The 26,147-nt window shown below is 68.4% G+C and carries 23 protein-coding genes; 13 read left to right on the forward strand and 10 right to left on the reverse strand.

Going from position 1 to position 26,147, the window contains the following annotated elements; genetic code table 11:
* Positions 1 to 3: 3 nt before the first annotated feature.
* From BLW82_RS26195 to BLW82_RS26210, 4 genes are all read right to left on the reverse strand, one after another.
* Complete coding sequence (locus tag BLW82_RS26195; protein WP_093502312.1) at positions 4 to 825, reverse strand: carbohydrate ABC transporter permease; 822 nt, start codon at positions 823 to 825, stop codon at positions 4 to 6.
* Positions 822 to 1,712 carry a carbohydrate ABC transporter permease gene (locus BLW82_RS26200; protein ID WP_093502314.1) on the reverse strand — a complete coding sequence of 297 codons (891 nt, stop codon included), beginning with the start codon at positions 1,710 to 1,712 and terminating at the stop codon, positions 822 to 824. The genes BLW82_RS26195 and BLW82_RS26200 overlap by 4 nt, the downstream gene beginning before the upstream one ends.
* Complete coding sequence (locus tag BLW82_RS26205; RefSeq protein WP_093502316.1) at positions 1,709 to 2,995, reverse strand: ABC transporter substrate-binding protein; 1,287 nt, start codon at positions 2,993 to 2,995, stop codon at positions 1,709 to 1,711. Before BLW82_RS26205 ends, BLW82_RS26200 begins: the two co-directional genes overlap by 4 nt.
* A 110-nt stretch (positions 2,996 to 3,105) precedes the next feature.
* Positions 3,106 to 4,428, reverse strand: a complete 1,323-nt coding sequence (locus BLW82_RS26210; RefSeq protein WP_107408576.1) for an MFS transporter — start codon at positions 4,426 to 4,428, stop codon at positions 3,106 to 3,108.
* 84 nt (positions 4,429 to 4,512) lie between these two features.
* On the opposite strand from BLW82_RS26210, the gene BLW82_RS26215 reads away from it, so the two are divergent.
* From BLW82_RS26215 to BLW82_RS26230, 4 genes are all read left to right on the forward strand, one after another.
* Complete coding sequence (locus BLW82_RS26215) at positions 4,513 to 5,493, forward strand: LysR family transcriptional regulator (protein WP_093502318.1); 981 nt, start codon at positions 4,513 to 4,515, stop codon at positions 5,491 to 5,493.
* Between the two features lie 190 nt (positions 5,494 to 5,683).
* Positions 5,684 to 6,655: a TrbL/VirB6 family protein gene (locus tag BLW82_RS44005; protein ID WP_093502320.1), complete on the forward strand. Its 972-nt coding sequence runs from the start codon at positions 5,684 to 5,686 to the stop codon at positions 6,653 to 6,655.
* A gap of 173 nt (positions 6,656 to 6,828) precedes the next feature.
* Positions 6,829 to 8,931: a bifunctional polysaccharide deacetylase/glycosyltransferase family 2 protein gene (locus BLW82_RS26225; protein ID WP_371131509.1), complete on the forward strand. Its 2,103-nt coding sequence runs from the start codon at positions 6,829 to 6,831 to the stop codon at positions 8,929 to 8,931.
* The gene (locus tag BLW82_RS26230; RefSeq protein WP_093502324.1) at positions 8,928 to 10,124 is read left to right on the forward strand and encodes an acyltransferase family protein; all 1,197 of its coding nucleotides are present in this window, start codon (positions 8,928 to 8,930) and stop codon (positions 10,122 to 10,124) included. Before BLW82_RS26225 ends, BLW82_RS26230 begins: the two co-directional genes overlap by 4 nt.
* Before the next feature lie 23 nt (positions 10,125 to 10,147).
* Here BLW82_RS26230 and BLW82_RS26235 read toward each other — a convergent pair whose 3' ends face one another.
* From BLW82_RS26235 to BLW82_RS26245, 3 genes are all read right to left on the reverse strand, one after another.
* Entirely contained in the window at positions 10,148 to 10,681 is a 534-nt protein-coding gene (locus tag BLW82_RS26235; protein WP_256215959.1) for a barstar family protein, read from the reverse strand.
* A gap of 283 nt (positions 10,682 to 10,964) precedes the next feature.
* Positions 10,965 to 11,390, reverse strand: a complete 426-nt coding sequence (locus BLW82_RS44010; RefSeq protein ID WP_143063717.1) for a hypothetical protein — start codon at positions 11,388 to 11,390, stop codon at positions 10,965 to 10,967.
* Between the two features lie 15 nt (positions 11,391 to 11,405).
* Positions 11,406 to 16,019, reverse strand: a complete 4,614-nt coding sequence (locus BLW82_RS26245; RefSeq protein WP_093502328.1) for a DUF6531 domain-containing protein — start codon at positions 16,017 to 16,019, stop codon at positions 11,406 to 11,408.
* A 392-nt stretch (positions 16,020 to 16,411) separates the two neighbouring features.
* Here BLW82_RS26245 and BLW82_RS26250 point away from each other — a divergent pair, with 392 nt between their 5' ends.
* The 6 genes from BLW82_RS26250 (at position 16,412) to BLW82_RS26275 (ending at position 21,118) form a co-directional block, all read left to right on the forward strand.
* Complete coding sequence (locus tag BLW82_RS26250; protein WP_256215960.1) at positions 16,412 to 17,077, forward strand: hypothetical protein; 666 nt, start codon at positions 16,412 to 16,414, stop codon at positions 17,075 to 17,077.
* Positions 17,065 to 18,102 (forward strand): hypothetical protein, encoded by a 1,038-nt coding sequence (locus tag BLW82_RS26255; RefSeq protein ID WP_093502330.1) that lies wholly within the window; start codon positions 17,065 to 17,067, stop codon positions 18,100 to 18,102. Before BLW82_RS26250 ends, BLW82_RS26255 begins: the two co-directional genes overlap by 13 nt.
* Positions 18,103 to 18,175: 73 nt before the next feature.
* Entirely contained in the window at positions 18,176 to 18,466 is a 291-nt protein-coding gene (locus tag BLW82_RS26260; RefSeq protein ID WP_143063718.1) for a hypothetical protein, read from the forward strand.
* On the forward strand, positions 18,463 to 19,899 hold the full coding sequence (locus BLW82_RS26265) for a putative T7SS-secreted protein (RefSeq protein ID WP_143063719.1): 1,437 nt from the start codon (positions 18,463 to 18,465) through the stop codon (positions 19,897 to 19,899). Before BLW82_RS26260 ends, BLW82_RS26265 begins: the two co-directional genes overlap by 4 nt.
* Positions 19,900 to 19,918: 19 nt before the next feature.
* Positions 19,919 to 20,521, forward strand: a complete 603-nt coding sequence (locus tag BLW82_RS26270; RefSeq protein WP_093502337.1) for a hypothetical protein — start codon at positions 19,919 to 19,921, stop codon at positions 20,519 to 20,521.
* Positions 20,522 to 20,524: 3 nt separating this feature from the next.
* Complete coding sequence (locus BLW82_RS26275) at positions 20,525 to 21,118, forward strand: hypothetical protein (RefSeq protein WP_093502339.1); 594 nt, start codon at positions 20,525 to 20,527, stop codon at positions 21,116 to 21,118.
* A 61-nt stretch (positions 21,119 to 21,179) separates the two neighbouring features.
* On the opposite strand, the gene BLW82_RS26280 is transcribed toward BLW82_RS26275, so the two are convergent.
* From BLW82_RS26280 to BLW82_RS26290, 3 genes are read right to left on the reverse strand one after another with little or no spacing between them, the layout of a single operon-like run.
* Positions 21,180 to 21,815 (reverse strand): hypothetical protein, encoded by a 636-nt coding sequence (locus tag BLW82_RS26280; protein ID WP_093502341.1) that lies wholly within the window; start codon positions 21,813 to 21,815, stop codon positions 21,180 to 21,182.
* A 10-nt stretch (positions 21,816 to 21,825) separates the two neighbouring features.
* Complete coding sequence (locus BLW82_RS26285; protein WP_093502342.1) at positions 21,826 to 22,005, reverse strand: DUF397 domain-containing protein; 180 nt, start codon at positions 22,003 to 22,005, stop codon at positions 21,826 to 21,828.
* A gap of 8 nt (positions 22,006 to 22,013) precedes the next feature.
* The gene (locus tag BLW82_RS26290) at positions 22,014 to 22,868 is read right to left on the reverse strand and encodes a helix-turn-helix domain-containing protein (RefSeq protein ID WP_093502343.1); all 855 of its coding nucleotides are present in this window, start codon (positions 22,866 to 22,868) and stop codon (positions 22,014 to 22,016) included.
* Between the two features lie 225 nt (positions 22,869 to 23,093).
* Here BLW82_RS26290 and BLW82_RS26295 point away from each other — a divergent pair, with 225 nt between their 5' ends.
* From BLW82_RS26295 to BLW82_RS26305, 3 genes are all read left to right on the forward strand, one after another.
* A complete protein-coding gene (locus BLW82_RS26295) occupies positions 23,094 to 23,543 on the forward strand; it encodes an ATP-binding protein (RefSeq protein ID WP_093502345.1) in 450 nt (149 codons plus the stop codon).
* A gap of 118 nt (positions 23,544 to 23,661) precedes the next feature.
* Positions 23,662 to 24,534 carry a hypothetical protein gene (locus BLW82_RS26300; RefSeq protein ID WP_093502346.1) on the forward strand — a complete coding sequence of 291 codons (873 nt, stop codon included), beginning with the start codon at positions 23,662 to 23,664 and terminating at the stop codon, positions 24,532 to 24,534.
* 213 nt (positions 24,535 to 24,747) lie between these two features.
* Positions 24,748 to 26,127 carry a nitrate/nitrite transporter gene (locus tag BLW82_RS26305; protein ID WP_093502348.1) on the forward strand — a complete coding sequence of 460 codons (1,380 nt, stop codon included), beginning with the start codon at positions 24,748 to 24,750 and terminating at the stop codon, positions 26,125 to 26,127.
* Positions 26,128 to 26,147 lie beyond the last annotated feature (20 nt).

Here is a 26,147-nt window from a genome sequence, read left to right on the forward strand (position 1 = left end):
CTCCTATTTGACGGCCCCCACGGCGATCCCCCGGGTGAGCGTCCGCTGGAAGACGAGGAAGAAGACGACGGCCGGGAGCACGCCGAGCAGGGCGGCCGCGTTGGTCATGGTGGCGTCCATCAGGCGCTGGCCCTGGAGGACGCCGAGGGCGACGGAGATCGTCTGGTTGTCGTTGGAGATCAGCATGACGAGCGGCAGCAGGAACTCGTTCCAGGTCCAGATGAAGAAGAAGACCAGGAGCACGCCCAGGGTCGGGCGGCTCACGGGGACGACGATCCGGACCAGGATCTGCCACTTGTTCGCGCCGTCGATCCGGGCCGCCTCGACGATCTCGCGCGGGAACTGCCCGAGGACGGCGGAGAGGAGGTACGTCCCGAACGCCGACTGGATCACCGTGAACACGATGATCACGCTGAGCCGGGTGTCGTAGAGGCCCGCCTGCTTGCTCAGGTAGTAGAGCGGGTAGACCAGCGCCTCCTGCGGCAGCAGGTTGGCGAGGACGAAGAAGGCCAGCACCCAGGTGCGGCCCCTGATCCGGCCGATGCCGATCGCGTAGGCGTTGAGGACGGACAGGGCGGTGGCGAGCAGGGCGACCGAGCCGCTGATGAGGACGGAGTTGACCAGCTTCCGGGTGTAGTCGACGCGCTGCCAGAAGTCCTTCAGGCCGTCGAGGTAGAGGCCGTGGGGAAGGCTCAGCGGGCCGTTCTGGGAGTACTCCGCGGGGGACTTGACCGCGTTGACCGCCACGATCAGGAACGGGACGACCATGAAGAGGGCGGCGAGGCAGAGGGCGAGGAGCACCGGGTAGCGGCGCAGGGCGGTCATGTCGCCTCCGCGCGGTTCTGCAGCTGCAGGCCCAGCACGGCCAGGCCCAGGATGATCACCGTGAGGACCGTGGAGATCGCCGAGCCGTAGCCGACCTGGGTCTTCTCGAAGAACGTGGTGAAGGAGAAGTAGGAGGGGACGTCGGTGGCCCCGCCCGGACCGCCCTTGGTCAGGACGTACACCGCGCCGAAGACCTTGAGCGCGGCGATCGTGCACCAGGTCAGGACCACGTACACCTCGGGGCGGATCTGCGGAAGGGTGACGTGCCGGAAGCGGCGCCACCAGCCGGCGCCGTCCAGCTCGGCCGCCTCGTACAGCTGGGGGTCGACGCGGCCGAGCCCGGCCATGAAGACGACCAGCGGGAAGCCGATCTGCACCCAGACCAGCACACCCATGACCGTGTAGAGGGCGAGGTCCGGGTCGCCGAGCCAGTCCTGCTGCCAGGAGCCGAGCCCGACGGCCTTGAGCAGGGCGTTGAGGGAGCCGCCGTCGGGGGCCAGGATCCAGCTCCAGACGATGCCGGCGACCGCGACCGGCAGCACCTGCGGGAGGTAGAAGCAGGCGCGCAGGACGGCCGCGATCCGGGTGCCGAAGTGCTTGCCGACGTAGTCGAACAGGGCGGCGGCGAGGAGGAGGCCGAGCGCGGTCGGGACCGCGGCCATCGCGACGACCATAAAGAGGCTGTGCCGGAAGGACGCCCAGAACTCGGAGTCGTGCAGCAGCTCACGGTAGTTGGCGAGCCCGGACCAGTGCGGGCTGCCCACGCCCTGCCAGTCGGTGAAGCTCACGCCCGTGTTCATCAGGAACGGGACGACGACCACGGCGAGGAAGGCTAGGGCGCCGGGGAGGAGGAAGGGAGCGTACGAGTCCCGGCGCACCCCCCTCACTTGGTGCCCTTGTCGTACGCCGCCTGGAGGTTGCTCAGGTAGGCGTCCGGTTTCTCGCTGCCGGTGATCAGCTTCTGGGTCTCGGAGACGAGGGTGTCGTAGAAGCCGGCGACCGGCCAGTCGGGGTAGAAGGCGAGGCCGTCGCGCCTGCTGACGGTGTTGAAGTGGGCGATGAGTTCCTTGGACTTGGGGTCGGTGACGGCGCTCGCGTCCGCGGCGACCGGGACTCCGCCCTTGTTGCCGAGCAGGTTCTGGATCTTCTTCGACAGGGTGATGTCGATGAAGTCGTAGGCGAGGTCCTTGTTCTGGGAGTTCTTCGGCACGACCCAGAGGTTGCCGCCGGAGCCGAGCGTGAGGTCCGAGCCCGGCCACAGGAAGCTGCCCCAGCCGAACTTGGCCTCCGACTGGAAGCGGCCGTACCACCAGCTGCCGGAGAACAGGATCGGCGACCTGCCCTGGATGAAGGAGACCCCGGCCTGCTCGGCGGTCGTCCCCGACGACGTCTTGGCGAGGTAGCCCTTCTTCACCCAGTCGGCGAAGGTGGTCGCCGCGTACGTCCAGGCCTGGTCGTGGAAGTCGACCTTGCCCTGGTACAGCTCGTAGGCGTCGACCCACGAGCGGTCGGCCTTCGAGAGCGCCAGCTGGTAGAGGTACTGCTGGGCCATGTACTCGGAACCGGAGTCGGCGAGCGGGGTGATCCCCTTCGCGACGAACGTGTCCATGGCCGCCGTCAGGTCGTCGAACGTCTTCGGCTCGGCGATCCCGTACTTCGCGAACAGGTCCTTGTTGTAATAAACCATGGTGTACTCGGCGTAGTTGGGCACTCCGTACCACTTGCCGGAGCCCATCACGCCGTCGGCGTCGTACTGGCTGGTGGTGCGTACGCCCGCGCTGAGCTTCTTGTCCCAGCCCCGCTTGGCCGCCTCGGCGGTCAGATCGGTGAGCAGCCCCTGCTTGGAGAGCAGGCCCGCCGTCGCGTTGCCCTTGTTGTACTCCATGATGTCCGGGGCGTCGGAGGAGTTCAGGACCATCTGCGCGGTCTTCTGGATCTGCTCGAAGCTCTTCTCCTCGTACTTCACCCGCACGCCCGGATGGGTCGCCTCGAACTCCTTGATCGCCTCGTTCCAGGCGACGCCCATCGCGCTGGTGGGACCCTCGTAGTGCCACAGCCTGAGCGTCTTCCCGTCGGACGTGCTGCCGCCCGAGCCGCCGCAGGAGGTGAGCAGCAGCGATCCGGCGAGGATCGCCGCCGCGGTCGTGGTCCGCCTTCGTGCCGTCAACATCCAATGCCTCCGGGGAGTCGGATGGATGGTGCTCGTCCCACGTCGAATTGGTTCGATGGAGGACGTCGAAGCGCTTCGACGATGGACGGTAGGTGCGGGCTGTGTAGGCGTCAATGGGTGCGGCGGGAATTGGGCGAAGCGATTCGACTGACCGCGTTGACGGCCAGGGCTGCGACGGCCGCCGCGGCCGGGGTGACGAAGGCGGCCGTCGGCGAGACGTGGTCCGCCGCCCAGCCGCCGAGCGCGGAGCCGCAGGCGATGCCGGTCAGCAGGGCGGTGACGACCAGGCTCATCCCCTCGTTCAGGCGGCCCTCGGGGGTACGGTCCTGGACCAGGGTCATCGCGGTCACCATGGTGGGGGCGGTCGCCATGCCGGCCACGAGCAGGGCGGGGGCGAGAGCCCAGAGGCTGTCGAACGCGCGCGCGGCGAGCAGCGGCAGCGACATCAGCGCCGCCATGGACAACAGGCAGACCGGCAGCCTGTGTTCGGCCCGTGCCGTCGGCCGGAGCGCCCCGTACAGCAGCCCCGCCGCGCACGAACCGGCCGCCTGGAGGGCCAGTACGGCACCGGCCGCCGAACGGTGGCCCTGGGCGTCCGCGTAGGCGATGGTGACGACCTCCATCGAACCGAACACCGCGCCGGTCGCGACGAAGCAGACCAGCAGCGGGCCGATGCGCAGCGGGGTGCGCGTGCCGGCCGGCCCGGGCCGAATCGGTGGCTCGGTGGCCCGCTGGGCGGCGAACAGCAGCGCGCCGGTGAGCAGCAGCACCGCGCCGACCAGCGTGCCGGCCTCCGGGAAGAACGTGCCGGTCAGGAAGGAGGCGAGGACCGGCCCGAGCATGAAGCACAGCTCGTCGGCGGCCTGCTCGAAGGAGTTCGCGGTGTGCAGGGCGCCCGGGTCGTCGCGCAGCAGGTGGGCCCAGCGGGCGCGGGACATGCCGCCGAGGTTGGGGGTGGTGGCGGTGGCCGCGTAGGCGGCGAACAGCGTCCAGTCCGGGGCGCCGTAGCGGACACAGAGCAGCAGGGCGAGGCTGCCGAGCACGGCGGTGACGGTCGCGGGTACGGCGACCCGGGCCTGCCCGTACCGGTCGACGAGCCGTGCGATCCAGGGCCCGGCGAGACCGGTGGCGGCGAGGCCGGTCGCGGTGACGGCACCGGCGAGGGCGTACGAGCCGCGCGACCCGGCGATCATCACGACGGCGCTGACGCTGAACATGCCCATGGGCAGCCGGGCCAGCAGGTTCCCGGCGGTGAAGGCCCGGGTGCCGGGGAGGGCGAAGAGGCGGCGGTAGGGGCCGGGTGGGCGAAGGCGGGGGCGAGGGTGGGGCTGCGACGGGCCGTCGAACCGGGGGCTGAAGTCGACGGTGACGAGGGAGTCGGCGGTGACGGTGTGGATGATCTCGCGGGGGCCCGGCTGGGTCGGTTTCGGCATGGACACCACCGTCGCCCCGGACCGATCAAGGGGTCCAACACCTGCTCGGCGCCGATTCACGCACCTGTGTTGTAAGTTCGCGAGATGTCCGCACCCGCCTCGCCCGCCCACATCGAACCCCGGCTGCTGCGCGTCTTCGTGACCGTCGCGGAGGAGTTGCACTTCACCCGAGCCGCCGCCCGGCTGTACGTCGCCCAGCAGGCGCTCAGCCGTGACGTACGGCGGCTGGAGCGGGAGCTGGGCGCCGAGCTGTTCCTGCGCAGCACGCGGCAGGTCAGCCTCACCGCCGACGGGGCCCGGCTGCTGCCGTACGCCCGTCGGGTGCTGGCCGCCCAGGACGCGCTGCTCGCCGCGTTCGGGCAGGCCCGGCCGCTGCTGGTGGACCTCAACTCCCCGGGCCTGGAGACCGCCCGCCGCGTCCTGTACCGGGCCCGCGAACTCGCCCCGGACTGCGAGCTGATGGCCCGCTACGAGAGCGGGCTCACCGGGGCGGCGGCCGAACTCCTCGCGGGGCGGCTCGACGCGTCCTTCGGGCGGTTCGCGGGACTGGACCCCGCGCTGCGCTCCGGGCTCGAACACCAGCCCGTGCGGTTCGAACCCATGGCCGTAATTCTCCCCTCCGAGCACCGGCTCGCGGCCCTGGACGCGGTGCCGCTGGCCGCGCTCGCGGGCGAGACGATATACGCCGGCGCGGGGAACGAGCGCACCCTGGAATGGACCGACCTGGCCTTTCACCTCTTCGGGGGGCGAGACACCGCGGTCGCGCCGCCGCTGCCGCTGGCTGTCGGAGAGGAGGAGTTCCGGCGAGTCATGGCCAAGGATCGGTATCCCATCCTCGCGGTAGTGGGTTTTCCGGCCATACCTGGGAGCGTGTCGCGGCCGTTGGTCGATCCGGTCCCGTTGTCGCCTGTGTCGCTCGTGTGGCGAAAGGGGCTGGTACATCCGGGAGTCGACGCGTTGCGGCGGGCCGCCGCCGAGATCGGGCGGGCGGAACGGTGGCTCCGGCGTCCGCCCGATGGATGGATTCCAGCCAGTGATCAAGAGGTGATGGACGACCACAAATGACACATCGGGAACACGGATCTCCCCCGTGCGCTAGCTTCATGGGCCCGAGCGCGGAGAGTTGCAAGGGGGCGCTCGGAGCGGGTGGGGGCCCGTTCCGTTGACGTGTGCTCGGGTTCGTCAGTGCGCCCGGAACACTCCCGTGGGGGGATGTACGCGCGTGAAGAATTGGCGAGAAGAAACCCAACCCGACATGCCGCAGGTGGCCCTGGACGCCCGGGATGTGCCGGTGGCGGGGGACGACGGGGTGGAGGCGGGCATACCCGGCGCCGGTGGCGGTGAGGGTGACGGCGGCGCGTCGGCGGGAGCGGGTGGAGCCGGCGGGGCGACCGAGGTGCTGCGGACCGCCGCGTTACGGGACCCGTGGAGCGTGGTCGAGCCGCCGATCCCGGTGTTCCTGCGTGGCCCGGACCCGGACCCCGTCCACGACCCGGACGAGGTGACCGTCCAGAACGACGTCGGTGTCGTACGAATACGGCCGACAGGACCGACGGGGCCGACAGGGTCCGCCGCGGCGGAGGTCTCCGGCGCCTCCCGGGGCGCGGGTGCCTCCGATGGCTCGGGCCCTCCCGACGTCCTCGTCCCGGCCCCCGTCTTCGTCGACGCGTCGGGGCGCCGCAGTCGCCGGTTCCGCAGGGCGGGGATCGCCCTCGGCCTCGCCTGCGCGGTCTACGCGGTGGTCATCGTCGTCACCCTGCTGTCCGGGAGTTCCGACGCGCCCTGGCTGCCGGTGCCGGGGCAGAACGCAGACAGGCCGGCCGGCAAGGTCGACGACTCGCCGCGGCCCGCGCACTCGCCCCGGACCTCGGACGACGGCGCCTCGGTGGCCGGCCCGGCCGTACGCGGCGGCACGACCCCGTCGTCAGGCGCCTCCTCCCGGACGCCGGGGAACGGAAAGGGGTCCACCGGGCCGAGCGCGTCGGCGTCCGCGCTGGTGACGTCGTCCGCGGGGGCGACGGCTTCCTCGCCCAAGCCGGGCTCGTCGTCCACGTCCGCCCCGCCCTCCACGGTGCCGCCCTCCTCGGAACCGCCCGCCTCTCCCGCCTCCTCGCCGCCCCCGGCATCGCCCAGTGAGTCGGCCGCCCCGACCGGCGGCCCGGTCGCGCAGGGCGCGCACCGGCACACCCGCACCCACGGCGCCTCCACCTCCGCTCCCGTCCTGTGATGGCGCCCCGCACCCGGCGCCGCCCGGCCGTCGCGGACGCCGCGCGGCGACGCCCGACCGCCGACGCCCCGCGACGCCGCTCCACCGCCGGCGCCCCGCGGCGCCGGTCGACCGCCGGCGCTGCCCGGCGCCGCTCGACCGCCGGCGACTCCGCCCGGCGCCGCCGCCTCTCCCTGCGCCTGACGCTGCCGGTCCTCGTCCTCGCCGCCCTGATGGCGATGCTGATGCTGCGCGGCTACGTGCACAGCGAGATCCTCGCCGACCACCGCATCCGTCCCGAGGCCGCCACCGACAGGGTCCCGGCGAAGATCCTGGACGGCGGCCCGGTCGTCGACACCCGCAACGGCCGTACGACCTCCCTCCGCCTCCCCGACCACCACCTGGTCCTCACCTTCGACGACGGCCCCGACCCGGCCTGGACCCCGAGGGTCCTGGACGTCCTGAAGAAGCACCACGCGCACGCCGTCTTCTTCGTCACCGGCACCATGACCTCGCGCTACCCGGCGCTGGTCCGGCGCATCGTGGCCGAGGGCAACGAGGTCGGCGTGCACACCTTCAGCCACCCCGACCTGTCGTACCAGTCGAAGCGGCGCATGGACTGGGAGCTGTCCCAGACCCAGTTGGCGATCACCGGCGCGGCAGGCGTCCGTACCTCCCTCTTCCGGCCGCCGTACTCCTCCTTCGCCGACGCGATGGACAACCGGTCCTGGCCGGTGACCCGGTACATCGGCACCCGCGGCTACATCACGGTCGTCAACGACATCGACAGCGAGGACTGGCGCAAGCCGGGCGCCGACCGGATCGTCCGCAACGCCACCCCGCGCGACGGCAAGGGCGCGATCGTCCTGATGCACGACTCGGGCGGCGACCGCCACCAGACGGTCGAGGCCCTGGACAGGTTCCTGCCCCTCCTGCAGAAGCAGGGCTACAGCTTCGACAACCTCACCGAGGCCCTGCACGCCCCGAGCGCCCACACCCCGGTCACCGGCCCCGACCTCTGGCAGGGCAGGGCCTGGATCTTCCTGGTCCAGGCGGCGGACGGCATCACGGGCCTGCTGGTGGTCGGCCTGGCGGTGGTCGGCGCGTCGGTGCTGGCCCGCTTCGCCCTCATGCTCTGGCTCTCCGCCCTGCACGCCCGCAGGGTCCGCCGCAAGGGCTTCCGCTGGGGCCGCCGCCCCGTGACCGAACCGGTCTCCGTCCTCGTGCCCGCCTACAACGAGGCCAAGTGCATCGAGAGCACGGTCCGTTCACTGACCGCGAGCGAACACCCCGTCGAGGTCCTCGTCGTCGACGACGGGTCGACGGACGGCACGGCACGGATCGTGGAGAACCTGCACCTGCCGGGCGTCCGGGTGATCCGCCAGGAGAACGAGGGCAAGCCTGCCGCCCTCAACCGGGGCCTGCGCAACGCCCGGCACGACATCGTCGTGATGATGGACGGCGACACGGTCTTCGAACCGGCCACGGTAGGGGAACTGGTCCAGCCCTTCGCCGATCCCGGCGTCGGCGCGGTCGCCGGCAACGCCAAGGTCGGCAACCGGGATTCGCTGATCGGCGCCTGGCAGCACATCGAGTACGTGATGGGCTTCAACCTGGACCGCCGGATGTACGACGTGCTGCGCTGCATGCCGACCATCCCAGGCGCGGTCGGCGCGTTCCGCCGTACCGCACTCGAACAGGTCGGCGGCATGAGCGACGACACCCTCGCCGAGGACACCGACATCACGATGGCGATCCACCGCGCGGGCTGGCGGGTGGTCTACGCGGAACGGGCCCGGGCCTGGACGGAGGCCCCGGAGTCGGTCTCCCAGCTCTGGTCCCAGCGCTACCGGTGGTCGTACGGCACGATGCAGGCGATCTGGAAACACCGCGGCGCCCTGCTGGACCGCGGCCCGTCCGGCCGCTTCGGCAGGGTGGGACTGCCCTTGGTGTCGTTGTTCATGGTCGTGGCCCCACTCCTCGCCCCGCTGATCGACGCGTTCCTCCTCTACGGCATCGTCTTCGGCCCGACACAGAAGACGATCGGCGCCTGGCTGGGGATCCTGGCGGTCCAGGCGGTCTGCGCGGCCTACGCCTTCCGCCTGGACCGCGAACGCATGACCCACCTCGTCTCGCTCCCGCTCCAGCAGATCCTCTACCGCCAGCTCATGTACGTCGTGCTCCTCCAGTCCTGGATCACGGCGCTGACCGGCGGCCGCCTGCGCTGGCAGAAGCTGCGGCGGACGGGCCTGGTGGGGGCGGCGCCGCGCGCCGCGGGGGAGAGGCCGGCGGCATGACCCAGGCAGCAGTGACCCCGGTCGCACCGGGCAGGCCCGGCACCGGCGGCGGCCGGGACCGCTACCTCGACCTCCTCCGCTCCCTGGCCCTGCTCCGCGTGGTGGTCTACCACCTCTTAGGCTGGCCCTGGCTGACCGTCCTCTTCCCCTCGATGGGCGTGATGTTCGCGCTGGCCGGCTCCCTGATGGCCCGCAGCCTGAACCGCCCGCCGGGCAGCGTGATCCGCTCCCGGCTCCGCCGTCTCCTGCCACCCCTCTGGCTGTTCGGCGCGGTCCTGCTGACGATGATGTTCACGGCGGGCTGGCACCCCTTCAAGGACCCGGACGTGGGCGGCGGTTGGAGGGGCTGGTCCCGACTCGCCTTCTACGTCCTCCCGATCGGCGCTCCGCCGTACCCCGAACACCTCGGCTCGGCGGCGGGCCTGCTGGACGACACGTGGGCGGAACAGGCGGCGGGCCCGCTCTGGTACCTGCGCGCGTACCTGTGGTTCGTCCTGCTGTCGCCGCTGCTGCTGCGGGCGTTCCGCAGGGCCCCGCTGCCGACGGTCCTGGCCCCCCTGGCACTGACGGCGGCGATCGGCACTGGCCTGATCTCCATCCCCGGCGAGACGGGCAACGCGGTGACCGACTTCGCGGTGTACGGCGGCTGCTGGATCCTGGGCTTCGCCCACCAGGAGGGCACACTGGCCCGCGTCCCGCGCTACGCGGCGGTCTCGCTGTCCTGCCTCGTGATGGCGGCGGGCCTGTGGTGGGCGTCGGGCCACCAGGGCCCCGACGGCTGGGACCTCAACGACATCCCGCTGGCCCAGGCCTGCTGGTCGTTCGGGGCGGTGGTGGTGTTGTTGCAGTACGCCCCGTCCTGGCGGGAACTGCCACCGCGCCTCCGCCGCTGGGACAGACTCGTCACCGTGTCCAACAACCGCGCGGTGACGATCTACCTCTGGCACAACATGCTGATCACGGCAACGGTCCCGATCACCGACCAGGCCTACAACCTCCCCTTCATGGGATCGGACCGGGCGGCGTCTTTGCTCGACTCCACCTACGGCTTCTGGATGTTCGTGGTGGTCTGGCCGCTGATCGGGGTGGCGGTGGTGGCGTTCGGGTGGGTCGAGGACGTTGCGGCGGGGCGCCGGGCACGGCTGTGGCCGAGCGGACCGGAGAGGCGACGAGCTCGCCGGCGGGCGCGCTGATCAGCCGGAGACTCAGGGCTCCCTCAGTGCCATTCCTCGGGATTCAGTGCCGCTCGCACGAACCCGTCCCCCAGGGTGACGATCAGGTCGGGCTGCTCAACACGGGCCGCGATCTTCTCGCCATCGAAATCGCGGAATTCGAGGAAGAAGTGTGCGGCGACGGCGGGTCGGTCCAGAGGGTCGCCGTCGAGGTCCACCGCCGAGTTCGCGCGGTCGGCGCCCTGGCAGAGAACCGATACGAACAGGGGGAAGTGTTCCGTCCGCAGCAGGAGATCCGCGCCGTGCACCACGCCCGCGATCCCCGCTCCTCCTCCTGTGACCTCGCCGCACAGGTCGCCCAGGCAGTCGACCAGGGCATCCCAGTTCCCGCCGAAGTAGCCGGGAAAGCGCAGGGTTTCCGCGAAGGCGCGGAAGACGCCCTGCGCGGTCATCAGGTCGCGGGCGTCGAAGTGGTGGACTCGGCCGCCCTTTTCTGCCAGTTCGGACAACTGCCGCCGGACCTCGGCGGACTCCTCCTGAACAAGGACCACCCAGGGGTCGGGGGCACTACTGCTCACCGGCGTTCCCCTCGACGTAGCTGTTCCACGAAACTCCCGAACTCGTTCAGGGACTTCTCCAGATCCTCTCGCCCCGCGTCCTCCTCGGGCAGCAGCGGGAGCCGGCCTCTCGCGAAGCGCTTTGTCCCCGTGTGCACGGCGCTCGCGAGCGGTCCCGCGAACTCGCCTCTCCCCGGTCGCGGCGGACGTCCATGTGCCCTAGGTCGAAGCCCGACGGCGGGGGTGCCTCGTTGACGGCTTCTCCTCGGTTGGGCGGCGGACACCCGTCCTGTCGATCGCCCTGCTATTCCTGTTCGGGAAAATCCAATTCAAGGATCCAGTATTCGGAGCCTTCGGTACTGGCTGCGCAGACCCGGTGACCGCTCAAGGAACGGGCGATGAAGAGGAGTTCCCCTCCCTGGTCCGCCAACGCGGAAATATTGGTCCTCGGGGTGAGCCTGACCTGAACCCACCCGTAGCTCATACTGGCCGCTGCAAGAAACGATCCATCATCGGCTACGACTCCTCCTTCACGTGCACGGGCCTTCCAGGCATCGTCGACCCGGTGAGCCGCGTCCGGTCCGCGCTTCTGCAATCTCTGTACCGGTGTGGTATCGACGTGCACGACCCGACGAAACGCCTCTTCCGCGGACGGGCCGTCATCGCCTGTGTATCGAGCGACCACTTCCAGGCCGGCGTTCGTGAATCGGGACTTGATTTCTGCATCCATGGCAACCCCTGAAACTCATTGCTGGTAAAAAAAGTGATGGTCTCCGCCAGGCTTGTCCAGGGCCCGGTAGCGCTCCATGGTGCTGTACCCTTCCTGAGTATTATTCCAGCCGAAGTTGACGAAGTTACGGCTCCGCTCTTCTGGAGTCTGTCCCTTGGGTGCGCCTGCGTGGAAGTGGGGGCCAGCCGGGTCGTGAGTGTGTTCCACGATGACACGCGCGCCGTTATCCGTCTCGAACTGGCGAAAATTTCCCCAGTGTGTCGGATCCTTGGAGTAAACGTATCCCGGCATGTTCTTGTAATTCTTGTCCCCCATGACCACCCACTCTGCGTCCGGAGTGGTCCCGTGCGGCACTCCGGCAACTTCGAACGCGGATCTCTCGGCGTCTGCTCTGCTGCCGAAGGGGTTCCCTCTTTCGCCCAGTGGGTAGTCCGGCGCGAGTCCGAGCGCATCTGTCCACGTAAGGGGGTTGTGAACGTACGCCATCGGGTTCGGAGCCGGGGTGAGCCCCAACGGGTCCGCTGTCAGATACCTGGCTGTTTCCGGATCGTAATGGCGAAAGTAGTTGTAATGGAGGGCTGTCTCCGGGTCGTAGTACTGTCCAGGAAAGCGGAGTGGGGTATAAGCAGTACCGCTCTGAGAGCGGGCGCTCTTTCCCCAGACCGTACTCAGAGAACGCCAGGCGACCCGGCCATGTTCGTCGACGAGTTCGGTCGGTGTGCCGACCAGGTCGGTGACGATGGCGAGGAAGCGGGAGTCGATCTCCTCCTGAGGCATCTCGTCCGCGGTGATGCGTTCGGTCTGCGCGATGGGACGGCGGTTCTGGTGGTCCCAGGTGAGGGTCGTGCGGTTGGGGAGACCGACGGCACTCGTCGTCTGTTCGCACAGAACGGTGCCGTCCCAAGTGAAGTCGACGCGCTCGACGATCTCCTCGTCGGTGTCGGCCATGCGGAACTTGGCTACGCGACGGCCCAACGGGTCGTACTCATAACGCCACTGTGTGCCGTCCGGAGTGATGACCGAAGTGAGGCGGTCCTCGGCATCCCATGCGTAGCGCCAGGTGTCCGGTTTGCGAGACAGCCGCGGTTTCTGACGCATCACGATGCGGCCGAGAGCGTCGTGTTCGTAGCGAACGTGTCCAGCGCGGGTGATGCGTGTGCCTGTGTACTCGCGGTCGCCTACCGCCCCCAGATCTTCGTGAGCCGTCGGCCATTCAGCAGTGGTTTGGTTGCCCATCTCGTCGTAGGCGTACCGCTCCGTCCAGTCTTCGGCCCGAACAGCGGTCACGCGGCCTGCCCCGTCCAGCTCGAAGCTGTGGGTTTCGGCCAGACGGTCGTCGATGCCGATGACGTTACCGTCGGCGCGGTACCGATATGTCCGATGCTGGATGAGGCTGCCCTGCGAATCCGTCAGCGTCTGATTCGTCAGGCGCCCAGCGGGGTCGTAGCACTGTTCCAGGGTCAGGGCTCCGCTGACGGTGCGGGCCAGTTCACGGCCGACCGTGTCGTAGACGAAGTCGACCGACCGGCCGGACGACACCATGCCGGTGCGGTTTCCCGATGCGTCGTACGCCCAACTGCTGCGCGCCCCACTGGGGGTTGTGCGAGCGATACGACGTCCGAGCGAGTCGTACTCGTACCGCGTCGTGCGGCCGGAGACGGTCTCCGAAAGCACATGGCCGAGAGGATCACGCACGAGGGTGAGCGCCGACGTGGGGCCGATCGCTTGGGTCAAGCGGTCCGCCTCGTCGTAGACGTACGTGGTTACCTGACCTGCCGCGTCCTTCCGTATGACCTGTCCCAACGCGCTTCGCTCGAACTCGACCGTCTGACCAAGGGCGTTCGTGCGGGACACAAGTCGAGTCGCCGCGTCGTACGCGAAGGTGAGGGTGCGGTCGTCGAAATCCGTCTCGCGAACAAGCCGGCCGGCCGCATCGTATTCGTATGTCCACTTCAGACCTCGGGGGCTGACGACCTCGGTGAGGCGCAGTTGGGTGTCGTGGACAAACTCGTACCGAGCCCCATCTGGACCGGTGCGGGCGGTCAGCAGGTCGAAGTGGGTGTATTCGAAGTGCGACGTCCCGCCCATGGGGTCGACGTGGCTGGTGCAGTTGCCCTCACCGTCGTAGGTCCATGACTCCGTGGTGCCGTCGGGTGCCGTACGACGAAGGAGCCGTCCTTCGACGCTCCACTTCAGATGGGTGACGGCACCGGTCGCGTCTGTCATGGTGACAGGCCGGCCGAAGGCGTCTCGGGCGTGATGGGTTGTGGCGGCCGATGGGTCGCTGATCTCCACAGGGAGACCTGCGCGGTTACACACGACCGTCGTGATGTGGCCGAGCCCGTCGGTGACTGAGGTGAGTCGGCCCCAGCCGTCGTGCGAAAAACGAGTGACCACTCCAGCAGAGTTGCTTGCGACGATGCGGTTGCCACGATCGTCATAGCTCCACCGATTGACACCCCCGTCGGGACCGACGACCAGGGTGGGTAGGCAGAAGTTGTCGTACTCCACACGAATTTCTCGCCCGTCCGGGCGAGTGATCTTGGTGGGCTGACCGTACGCGTTGATTGCGAAGCGGGTCGTCTGGCCAAGCTCGTCGGTCTTGGTCAGAACATGGTGGTGCTGGTCGTAGGTGGTGCGGGTGGTGTGGCCGAGAGGGTCGATCTCTGCGATGACCTGGCTGTTGGCGTTGACGACGAAGCGGCGGGTGACGGCGCCTTCGACGGTGGTGAGAGTGGTGACGCGGCAGCCGGGCCAGGCGGGGTCGGTGCCGTCATAGTCGAGAGTGATGGCGATGTGACCGGCTTCACCGCCCTCGGCGACGCAGCGGTCGTGGTCGTCGTAGGCGTAGGCGTAGCGGCTGTTGTTCGTGTCGGTCCAGGAGGTGACGCGCAGACGGTCGTCGTAGGTGAAGCGCAGGGGCAGGCCGGAGGAGTTGACGGTCTCGGTGAGATTGCCGTCGGTGTAGCCGTAGCGCTTGATGACGATGTCCGAGCCGTCCTCGGCGGCCTGGGCCAGGGCGAGGGTGGTGACGCGTCCTTCGTCGGTGGTGAGCTTGAGGTGGTAGCCGCCGGAGTGGCGGATGGCGAGCGGGGTGCCGTGCTCGTCGTACTCGAAGGTGATGGTGTGCTGGTTGCGGTCGGATATCCGGGTGAGCAGGGCGGTGCCGTCGGCGGCGGGGCGCGCGAAGTGCCGGGTGTGGCCGGTGAGGGGGTCGGTGATGCGGTAGCCGCCGTCGTCGTGGCGGGTCAGGGGGCGGCGGGGGCCGGCCTCCGGCATGACCGGGGTGTGCGGTGCGGTGGGGTGGGGGTAGGCGAGGAGAAGGCCGTCCTCGGTGACGTGGACGACGCCGCGCTCGTCGATTTCCAGACGCTCGTCGAGCGTCGAGGCCCAACTCGGTCCGAACCACCAGCCGCAGCGGTAGTCGGAGGCGACGTGGCGGGTGAATGCCAGCGGCAGCAGGCCGGGCAGCTCGATGTCGGTCTGCGGGAGGTACATCGCGCCGGTGGCCATGTCGACGGGGTCGCTGCCCTTGGAGCGCACGACGCTCTTGAGCCGGTTGAACGCCCCCTCGCCCCCCTCGGCGAGCATGCTGCGGGCGTTCTTGCCCAGCCCGCGGACGGCGAGACTCATGGCCTTCATGCCGCCGCGGAGGTTCTTCATCTCCTTGACGCCCTTGGCGAGTTTGCCGAGGGAGGTGATGCCCTTGCCGCCGGGTATGCAGTCCATGGCGGCGAACGCGACGTCCCATAGGGACGCTTGGCCTTTGGAGTATTTGTAGAGGGTGTCCGCGAGCACCACGAGCGCGGCCACCAGCACGATGGCACCGAGGATCGGCCCGCCGATGATCATCGCGATGATCCCGACGACGGCGACGACGACCTTGCAGACGGTGACGATGGTGTCCCAGTTGTCCTCGAACCAGTGCCCGACGTCCTGCCACCAGTGCCGGTTCGGTATCCCCGCGTCGGAGGCCTCGTCGATCTTCCGCTTCGCCTCCCCGGCCGCGTCGTCGCGCATCTTCCGCGCGTCCTCGGCCATCTTCTTCGCGGCGTCCAGGGCACTCTGGGCGGTGGTGACGTCCGACTGGGCCTGAGTATGGGCGGACTTGGCGCTCTGCACGTCCCGGGTGGCGGCCCGCACCTTGCCCTCGTCCGGCTTGTCGGCGTCCGACTTGCTGCCGGTGGGATCGTCCTTGTACTTGTCGGCTTCCTTGGTGGCCCGGGTCACCCACGAATCGGCCGACGACAGACGGGACTTGGCCGACGACAGGTCAGACTGCGCCTCCTTGGCCTTGACCAGGGCCCTGTCGGCCAGGGCCTGAGCCCGCTCCAGCTTCGGCCAGTAGTCCGCAAGTGCATCGCCGCACATCTCGTACGACTTCTTCAGCTTCTTCAGGTTCTTCGGGACGTCCTTGAACTGCTCCTTGAACACCTCGGCCGACTTGCCGGCCCACTGCAGAAGGGTGTCCTCGCCGGCCATGCCCTTGACCAGACGCAGGGCGTCGGAGACGTCGTCGGCGAAGGTGTGGAGCTGCTGGGCGAGGGTGCGGACGCGTTGTGGGTCGCCGGGTGTGGGGTCCTTGTCCAGGTCGAGTGGATGCCAGTCCGCCGGTCGGTACCCCGCCATGATCCCGCAACCCCCGTCGCGTACGCCTCATCAACAAACCTGTGCACACGTGAAGTTACAGGGCTCGCCCGTACGAGGTGAAGGCCGATCTGTGGCTACGGCTCGGATCGGCGGCTACGGCTCGGATCGGTGCCCCCGTCTGGACCTGCGGGTCGTCCCGTGTTCCGGGAGCCTGCCCTGTCGGCAGCCCTTTGCGGAGGCCAACCGAGGGTCGCGACGATGTCACGGGACGGCACCAAAGCCGTGGTAGAGGCGGCGAGTTGCCCGGCTATGGTGTGCCGTGTGCGGTTCGTTCGGCCGATGTGCAGCAAATCGCTCTGGTGCATTCCGGATGGACCCCGATACCGTATTCGCTGCTTCGCAGACCCCAACCGCCCCACCAGGAGCCCACCGTGACCCGCCGTTCCCGCCGCTTGCTCACGACAGCCACCGCCGGTGTGGCGGCCGCACTGCTGCTTGCCGGGTGCGGCGGAGGTGACGGAGGCAAGTCCAAGTCGAACGACAAGATCGCGGGGGCGGACACGGGGGCGTCGACTTCGGCTTCGCCCAGTGCTTCGGCTTCGGCGGCCACCGGCGGTCGTCCGAAGATCACGTTGCCGTCGGATCTGACGTATACATTTGAGTGGGCAAAGACGGGCGACAGCAAGAAGGATGCCGTCCTCGGTGATAGTGAGCAGTTCATTAAGGCCGTGGATATGGCGATCGCCAAGCAGGCTCCGCTCGACAAGGCCTACCGCTTCTACTCCGAGGGCTTGGCCGCTGCCGGTAGCCAGAAATTCATTCAGGAGTTTGTCGACTACAAAGGCCGGATTACCGGAGCCAAGCGGTACTTCGATGCCAAGGTTCAGATCAACGACGATGGGACCGCAGGTCTTGTCTACTGCGAGGATCAGACCAAGGCTTACAACAAGAGCTTGAAGACCGGGAAGACGGAGGTCACCAAGGCTTCGAAGGACGACTACGTCCTTTACAGCAGCCTGCTTCAACTCAACAAGCAGGGTGTCTGGATCACTGAGAAGCTGACGTCGCAGCGGGGGAGCTCGGTATGCCAGCCATGAGGTACCGGAACTCAGCAATTGTCATACTCGCCGCAATGGCTCTATTGGCCTGCCCGGCCCAGGCGTTCGCGGGCTACGGACCCGGGGGCAGCACAAACGGCGATCCCAATACGAATACATCCGGTGGAAGTGACGGCAAAGGCGACATCTCGGCGACGGCAGGCGTCGTCTATGACCTCTCCAAGAACGGTTCCGGCGCAACGACCGGCGCAGTGACGCCGACCACGACTTGGACCCCTCCGGCCTGCTACTACGCGCCCAAATTCTCACCCGGCGCCCTTGAGGCCTACCTGACGCCGATCTGGGAGGCCGACTCGACCGGTTACGAGTGGGATGCCACGCAGCGTGACCGTTACGTCAATGGGAAGCCGTACAAGGACTTCAACAAGGACAAGGCCGGTAAGGGCTACTGGTGGGACTCGTACGTCACGAAGGGACGTGAGGGAGACCCCGGCGCGCTTGACTGCACGAAACCGATCTTCTGGGTGGACACGGGTGACAACCCGCCGGCGGACATACCCCAGGCGGTCACCCCGGAGATCCTCTCGCAGCTCGCCTACAACGAGATCCGCGTCCCCAGTACGAAGGTGACCTTGGCCCCGGCCGACAAGACGAAGGTCAACCTCCCCACCTGGGCCTGGCTGGACGGTGCCGAGTTCAAGCCTGTCTCCGTCACCGCGTCCGTTCCCGTGCTGGGCATCAGCGCCACGACCACCGCCACGCCGTACTCCCTCAAGATCGACCCTGGCACCTCGGATGCGGTGACGTATCCCGCTTCGGGTGTCTGCGAGTTCAGGAACGGCAGCATCGGTGAGGCCTACGCCAAGGGGAAGGCCGGTGAGACGCCACCCTGCGGGGTGAAGTACCTGCGGTCCTCGGGCACGGGCTCGTACCCGCTCAAGGCCACGATCACCTGGAAGATCAGCTGGACGGGCACGGGAGGGACGGGCGGAAACCTGGACGACGGGACCTTCGGGGCCACCCAGGATGTCATCGTGCAGGAGATCCAGTCCGTCAACAGGTGAGCGATGAGCCGGCCGGAGCCTTCCGGCCGTAGGAGGCGTCGTGGGCGATCGGACCAGGATCGACGATCTCGACGTGCTCAAGAGTGTTTCCACGGGTATCGAGAAGATCGTCGAGGAGCTGCAAGGGCTCGATGACAAGAGCGAGTACGGCTGGAGCCGGGAGGTCGTAGGTCACGAGGAGCTCACGGACCGGCTCGACGACTTCGCTGACAACTGGGACTACAAGCGAGGGAAGCTCGAAGGGGAGTTGGCCAAGCTCGCGGCCATCACGAAGGCCGCGGCCCAGGCCTACGAGCAGATAGACACCGACCTCGCCAACGCGGTCCGCAAGCAGGAGAAGAAGCCCCAGAGACAAGGGGGATGATGTCCCGTCCGAAAGACTGGTCACCGGTCGAGCTGGACTCCGACCCGGTGTCCGGGGACCCCGAGGCTGTGGCGAAGCTGGGTCGGCGATTCCGCTCGGTGGCCGATGCCATCAGGAGACAGACGGGCAACATCGAAGCCCTCTGCGGTGTGGACGGCTGGCAGAGTGATGCCGCGAACGAGTTCCGCAAGACGGCCGAGGGGACTGCCGGACGGCTGAAGAAGGTCCTGGATCGCTTCGAGACGGCTGCCGACCTCTTGGGTGAGCAGACGGACCGGCCGGACGAGAAGTACGCCTCCGTCCTGGCGTCGTCCCAGCAGGCCGCGGACAAGGCGCGTAACGACGCCGAGCGCGACCGCGAGGAGCGGGATCGTCTCGACAAGTCGCTCGACGCCCTGGACAAGTCCGCAGGCGACTACGAGCAGAAGAAGCACGATCTGACCACGAAGCGAGACGAGGTCGACGGTCGTGTCAACGATGCCATCAAGCGGGTGCACGACGCCAAGAACGCCCGCAACCGGGCCGGGGAGAAGGCGGCTCGCGCTCTTGAGGCACTCATCGACCACGACAAACTGAAGGACTCCACCTGGGAGAACATCAAGGGAGCGCTCAAGAGCATCGCGGACATCGCCGGCTGGGTGGCGACAGCCTGTGCCCTCGCCTCGCTGCTGGTGGGCTGGATCCCGGTGATCGGCTGGGCGCTGGCGGGTGTCCTGGACGCGATTGCTCTCCTCGCGACCGTGGTGTCCCTCGCCTGTCATTTGGTGCTCGTCTTCTCGGGCGACGCGAGCATCGCCGACCTGGTTCTGGACGGCGTGGCCCTGCTCACGCTCGGGCTGGGACGCGCCGCACTGAGCGCGGGCAAGGCGGCTGCCGCCGGTGTACGGGGAGTGCAGACCGCGAGTCGTTCCGCCCGGGCGGACTTTCTCGCCGCCAACTCGTTGTCCGGTAGATCGGCGAAGGCGGCCAACACGCTGAAGGGCAAGGCCGCCAAAGCCGCGAACCAGGCCGCCGAGGAGGCGTCGCGGAGACTCGCGGGCGACTTGCCGGGAGCCTTTGGGAAACTCAGGGAGTTCAAGCACGTCCTGAATCCCAAGGTGATCTACCAGGACACGGCGGATGCCGTGAAGGGCCTCAAGGACTTCAAGGACGTGGGGAAACTCTTCGGCAGGGACGCTTGGCGGGGAGCCAGGCCTTTTGGTAACCCGGAGTGGGTCGAGTCCAGCAAGGCACTGAAAGAGGTTCCGATTCTCGGCAAGTTCGAAAGCATGGGCGGTGTGAAGTTCACCGACTATGTGCGATCTGCTGGGCAGAGGTGGCTTGGTTACACTGTCGCGGCGACAGTCATCGACGGGAATGACAAGCTCCATGGCCTCACGGAGTGGAACAACCCGTACAACAAGTGGAAGTCCGCTTGGACAGTGGGCTCCTGACCGCGAGGACGATTTCCGGGTGAGCGTTGACGTGGTGTGGCAGTGCCTGATCTCCGAGCCGGAGGGCTGTATCAGGCTTCCCGTGGGTGAGAACGCTGAGTTCGGCGAGTGGGCGAAGCAGGCTGCCAGGGACCACCTGGGTGCGGAGGCTCCGCGCAGCGAGCTCCGCGAACTGGCCTCGACGCTGGCACGTGTGGCGGAGACGGCTGATCTGGGTGACCCCACCTTCGCCTATGCCTATGTGCTCGACGCGGCCAAAGCACTGACCGCCGTCTACGAGGTCCATGACTACGACGGGGACGGTTACCGGTCCCTGGACCGACTCCCCGACCTCCTGAACGATGTTCTGCCCACGTCTCCTGAGCGGCGCAGCGTGACAGAGGTCAATCTGCCTGCCGGCCAGGGGGTACGGGTCCAGGAACTCCTCTCCGTCGAGACCGGCTCGCTCTTCAAGAAGAAGACGATGATGGAGACGGTTACTTACGCGGTGATTCCGCCGCAGGTCGACAACGTCCTTGTGTTCCGCATGTCGTGGACGAATCTCGTCTTCGGTGAAGCGTTGCTGGAACTGGCCCAGACGCTGGCCGAGTCGCTGGAACTCGCTGAAGTCAAGGAAGACTGAGGAATGCCGGACGCCGTCGCCCACGGGCCCACCGATGGCGGGCTCGCCCCGCCCACCGACTACGGCCTCGTTGTTCCGGACGGCTGGTTCCGGATTCCGCTTGAGCCCGACGGCTGGAAAGGGCCGATCAAAGCACTGGCCGAACGGGTCTTCGAGGGTCAGGATGATGCGGTACTGCTCAAGCGGGAATTCAGCAAAGCGCTTCTCGCCCGTGCCGAAGAGGGCTACGAGAACGGTGGTGTGGAGCTCTACATCTCCACGACGTCCATCGGGCCGGTGCCCCTGTCCTCCTCACTCCTGGTCACCGTCGTCCCTCCGGACCAGGGTTTCCGCCTGGACGCCCAAGGCCGTTCGCAACAGGTCACGGCCGTCGAACTACCCTTCGCCGGCCCGGCGACCACGCGTCGCACCCGTACGGTCCCGGAAGCCGATGACTCCTCCGGCAGCCGGCTGCCGGTGACAGTGGTCGACTACGCCGTCGGCGTCCCGGGCACCGAAGCGGTCCTCCTGCTCACCTTCTCGACTCCCCTGGACATGTTCGCCGACGCCATGGTCGAGCTGTTCGAGGCGGTTGCCAAGTCGCTGCACTGGAGGTGACATCGCCGTAGCCGGTGGCGTGACTGCTGAGCGGTGCGGTGCACGGCGTTCAGGCGACAGGTCATTCGTCGAACCACGCAACCAACCGCACCTTTTCCTCGCCGTGCACCCCCGCCAACGCTTCCATCACCGTCCACACCGGCGCCCACGGGCCGTCCTCCGGGACCGCGTCACGGCGGCGGAGGCGTTCGGTTCGGTAGACCGTGGTGCCGGTGGTCCATTCCGTGCCCTCGGGGTGGAGGCCGGCCAGGTCCGCGGGGGACGTGGTGAGCGTGTTGACGCCGCTCGCCCGAGCGAAGCCTCTGCTCCAGTCGTGGTGGTGGACCAGGCGGAGGGTGCCGTCCGGGGCGCGGTGATAGCGGGCGATGTGGGTGGTGCGGGGGACCGCCGGCTCCGTCCAGTCGATCGCCCTCGCCTCCGGCCAGGTCAGCCAGGTCTCTGCGAACGCCGATCCCGTCCAGGCGGCGTGCTCCTCGCGGACCTCGGGGGACGTGTCCGGCGGTAGGCCTCGGTTCGCCGCCACCGGGTGCCAGGTGGCGTCGAAGTCGCGTACGCCGAAGAGGCAGGCGAAGCCGTCGTAGTCCCTCGGCATCCCCAGCATCGGGAGGCTGATGGCCGGGGCCCACGCCGTCTCGTCGTGGGGCAGGCCCTCGCGCCAGGTGCGGCACTCTATCCAGCCGTGGATGTCCGTTCCCATGCGATCACCGTTACCGGGGCTGCACCAAGGAGGAGAGGAAGTGGGTCCAGGTGGGGGGCCTGACCTTGAGGTGAGGGCCCACGGGGCGCTTCGAGTCGCGGATGTGGACGGCGGCGGGGGAGGTGGCTATCTCGACACAGTTCGAGCTGTCGCCGCTGTAGGTCGACTTCCGCCAGTGGAGTATGTGCACGGTCTCTCTCAGATGTCCTGGATGAGGCTGTGGACGAAGTCGTGCGACTCGGCGGGGCCGAGCGCGCAGGACTCCATGTGGTCCAGCACGGCACGGTACTTGCTCAACTGCGCCTCCCCGTCGAGAAATCCGCACCCGCCGTGATGGGTGTCGAGTTGCACCGTGTCGAGCTGGGGGACCGGGCCCTCGACGTAGTCGAAGGACTGGCCCGTGCTCGGGTAGTACTCCGCATCGAAGGGGATCACCCGGACGGTCACGTTCGGCAGCTCGCCCATGTCGAGGAGGTGCTTGAGCTGGCCGCGCCTGACGTCGGAGCCTCCGAACCGGATGCGGAGAGCCGACTCGTGAATGATCGCCGTATAGGGAAGCGGCTTCTCGCGGTGGAGGATCCCCTGTCGTTTCATGCGGTGCGTGAGGCGATGCTCGATCTCGTACTGCCGCATGGGCGGCACCACGGCCCGGAAAAGGGCACGGGCATGGTCGGCGGTCTGCAGCAATGCGGGTACGTGCATCGCGAGGGCGACCCGCAAACCGGTCGCGTGGTGCTCGAGTTCGGCCAGGTCGACCAACGCGGCCGGGAGGTGTTCCCGGTACTCCTCCCACCAGCCGCCAGTCCGGCGTCCGGTCATCGCGGCCAAGGCGTCGACCACAGCCCCGTCCGAGCAGTCGTACGCCGAGGCCAGTGACCGGACCCGGTCGGAGCTGAGGGAGCTGCGGCCTGTCTCGATCATGCTGACACGCCCCTGGTTGACGCCCAGGAGCGCAGCGGCCTGGGTGACGGTGAGGCCGGATCGCTCACGGAGTTTGCGCAGCTCGGTACCGAGACGCCGTTGACGCAGAGTGGGGTTGCTGGTCGGCGGCACGGCATGTCCTTCCCGGCTGGTGTGCGGCTCTCTTATAACCCACAAGAGGTAAACGCGGGCACATCTTCCTGATTGTGGAGATGTATCTCCCAATCGCGGCCTACTGTAGTGCCTGTACCGCCCAACTCCCCCCGCCCATAAGCCGGAAGCGCACCCCCGCGGCAGAGCCACCGCTCGGCGTGGTCGTTGGGCGAACCCGAGTCCCGTCTCTCGGCGGAGGTCCTCGTGGACACCGTATTCCTGCCCGACACCTGGACGTACGCCCTTCGCCTGCCCCGTGATCCCCGCGCGGCACGCGTCGCACGTATGACCGTACGAGCGGTGCTCAGTGGTCATGGCAGAGGCGAGGCCCTCGACGCCGTCGAGTTGTTGGCCTCGGAGTTGGTCACCAACGCCTACCGGCACACACGCGGCCCCGCCTCCCTCCGGCTCACCGCTCTCGCGGACGGACGGCTGCGGGTCGGGGTCTGGGACAGTCACCCGCGTATCCCCGCCCCCTTCAGGGAGTCTCCCCGGGACCGTGTGCCGTACGTCCCGGCGGAAGCCGAGCAGGGGCGGGGCCTGCGGCTCGTGCAGGAGTACGCGGACTCGTGGGGCAGCCTGTCCGTCGGGGACGTTGGGCCCTTGGACCGCGGTGCCGGGAAGCTGCTCTGGTTCGAGGTCCGCCAGCGCTGACGGTGAGTCAAGCCCGGGTCAATCCAACCGGTGGCCGTTCTCTCGGTGCATGCCGCATGGAACACTTCCTTGGTTGCAGAAGTGAAAAGAATGGCTCGGCCGACGGGGAGCGGATGCGATGAGCGCGCGGCAAGTACGAAAGATGTTCCAGTTGATGGCCAGTGGGGAGCCCGTCGAGCTCACCAACGCCTGGGCCTCCGTGAAGAAGCTCGCCCGGCTCGCCTTCGTCGCCCAGCAGTTCGGGTACGAGTACGCCGACGCCCGTCACACCGGCTCCCGCAACAACGTCCTCAAGCTCCTGATCGTGCCGGACCACAGCCCGCAGGGGCGTGCGCGCGCCGCGCAGAACTGGGCGCAGTACCCGAACGCCGCCGACGGCGTCTCGCTGCCGCCCCTCGTCCCGGACGCCGTCGAACTCCTCAAGGCCCGGATCCAGTTCGACCTCACCGGGAAGAACGCCGAGAAGCGCATGCTGCTCGGTGCCGGTGGCATCACCCTCGGGCTGGTGCTGGCAGCGGCGCGCGCCGGCGGGAGTGCGGGCGCCTTCGTCGTCTCCGGGGTCGTATGGGTTCTGCTCATGGCGGTCATGGGGCTCGGGTTCTTCGTCACGCGCGGGCGCAACGCCAAGTTCGCGCAGCGGCTCCAGGCCGCCGGGTTCGTGCCGGTGACGGGCGAGGGCGGGCGGGTGCGGTATCTGCCCCCCGGCACGCCGATGCCGATGCCAATCCCTACGTCCATGCCTCCGTTCATGCCGACGTCCATGCCGACGTCCATGCCCATGCCGGCGCCCGCTCCGGCCCCGCAGGCCTGGCCGCAGCAGCCCCCTGGCCCCTACGGCGCCGGTTACGGTCAGCAGCCCCCCGGCCCCTACGCCCCGCCCCAGCCGGCCCCCGGCCCCTACGCCCCGCCCCAGCCGCCCGCCGGTCCGTACGGCGCTCCCCAGCCGCCCGCCGGTCCGTACACCCCCGGCCCCTACCAGCAGCAGCCGTAGCAGCCCCAGCAGCCCCAGCAGCCTCCGTACCCGCCCCGCTGACGCCCCGTCGACCGGACCCGCCCCGGACGACCTCTCACCCGCCCCCTGCCCAGGGTGAGAGCAACGTTCCCTTCCGGTCACCCGGAGCCACAGCGCGGAAACGACGCCTCCCTACCTTCGTGGCCTAGTCACTCGTAGCAGACCGAGCACGCGGAGCACCGTGGAGGCGTCATGACGGCCCCAGCCCCAGCCCCTACCCCCACTTCCCGTAGTCGCTGGATCCAGGAGTGGGATCCGGAGGACGAGGCGTTCTGGAACGCGACCGGCGAGAAGGTCGCCCGGCGGAACCTGGTCTTCTCGGTCCTCTCCGAGCACATCGGGTTCTCGATCTGGACTCTGTGGTCCGTGCTGGTGCTCTTCATGGGCCCGGAGTACGGGCTCACCCCGGCCGACAAGTTCCTGCTGACCTCGATGGTCACGCTGGTCGGTGCCGTCGCCCGCGTTCCGTACACCTTCGCCGTGGCGATCTTCGGCGGCCGCAACTGGACGATCGTCTCGGCCGGCCTCCTCCTCGTCCCGACCGTCGCCGCGTTCGCGGTGATGAAGCCGGGGACCTCGTTCGACACGTTCCTGTGGATCGGGCTCCTCGCCGGGATCGGCGGCGGTAACTTCGCCTCCTCCATGACCAACATCAACTCCTTCTTCCCGCTGCGGAAGAAGGGGTGGGCCCTCGGGCTGAACGCGGGCGGCGGCAACGTCGGTGTCGCCGCGATCCAGCTCGTGGCCCTCGCGGTCATCGGTGCGAACGGCGGCCCGCGCGTGCTGCTCGGGATCTACATCCCGCTGATCGTCGTCGCCGCCGTCTGCGCCGCCCTGTTCATGGACAACATCGAGAACGTCAGGAACGACACCGGCGCCGCCGTGGACGCCGCCAAGGACGCCCATACCTGGATCATGTCCTTCCTCTACGTCGGGACGTTCGGGTCGTTCATCGGCTACAGCTTCGCCTTCGGGCAGGTGCTCACGAACCAGTTCGGCCGTACGCCGCTCCAGGCCACCTACCTCACCTTCATGGGCCCCCTGCTCGGCTCCCTGGTCCGTCCTGTGGGCGGTTGGCTCGCCGACAAGTACGGCGGCTCGAAGATCACTCTGTACAACTACGTCGGCATGGCCGCCGCCACCGCCGTCCTGGTAGCCGCCGGCATGCGGAAGTCGCTGCCCCTGTTCGTCGTCGCGTTCGTCCTGCTGTTCGCGCTCGCCGGCATCGGCAACGGCTCGACGTTCAAGATGATCCCCGGCATCTTCCACACCAAGGCGCTCGCCAAGGGGCTGGAAGGTGAGGAGGCGGTCACGTACGGGCGGCGGCTCTCGGGTGCCTCCATGGGGCTCATCGGCGCGGTCGGCGCGCTCGGCGGCGTCGGCATCAACCTCGCCTTCCGGCAGTCGTTCCTCTCCTACGGTTCCGGCACCGGCGCCTTCGTCGCCTTCCTGGTCTTCTACGGCCTGTGCTTCGCGGTGACCTGGGCCGTATACCTTCGCCGGCCGGCCGCGCCGGAGCGTGCCGCGGCCGCCACGGAGGCAAAGGCGCAGCTCAGCTATGCCGAGGTGTGACGTAACACTGGTGACATGAA

It is taken from the genome of Streptomyces sp. Ag109_O5-10, assembly GCF_900105755.1.
Lineage (GTDB): Bacteria > Actinomycetota > Actinomycetes > Streptomycetales > Streptomycetaceae > Streptomyces.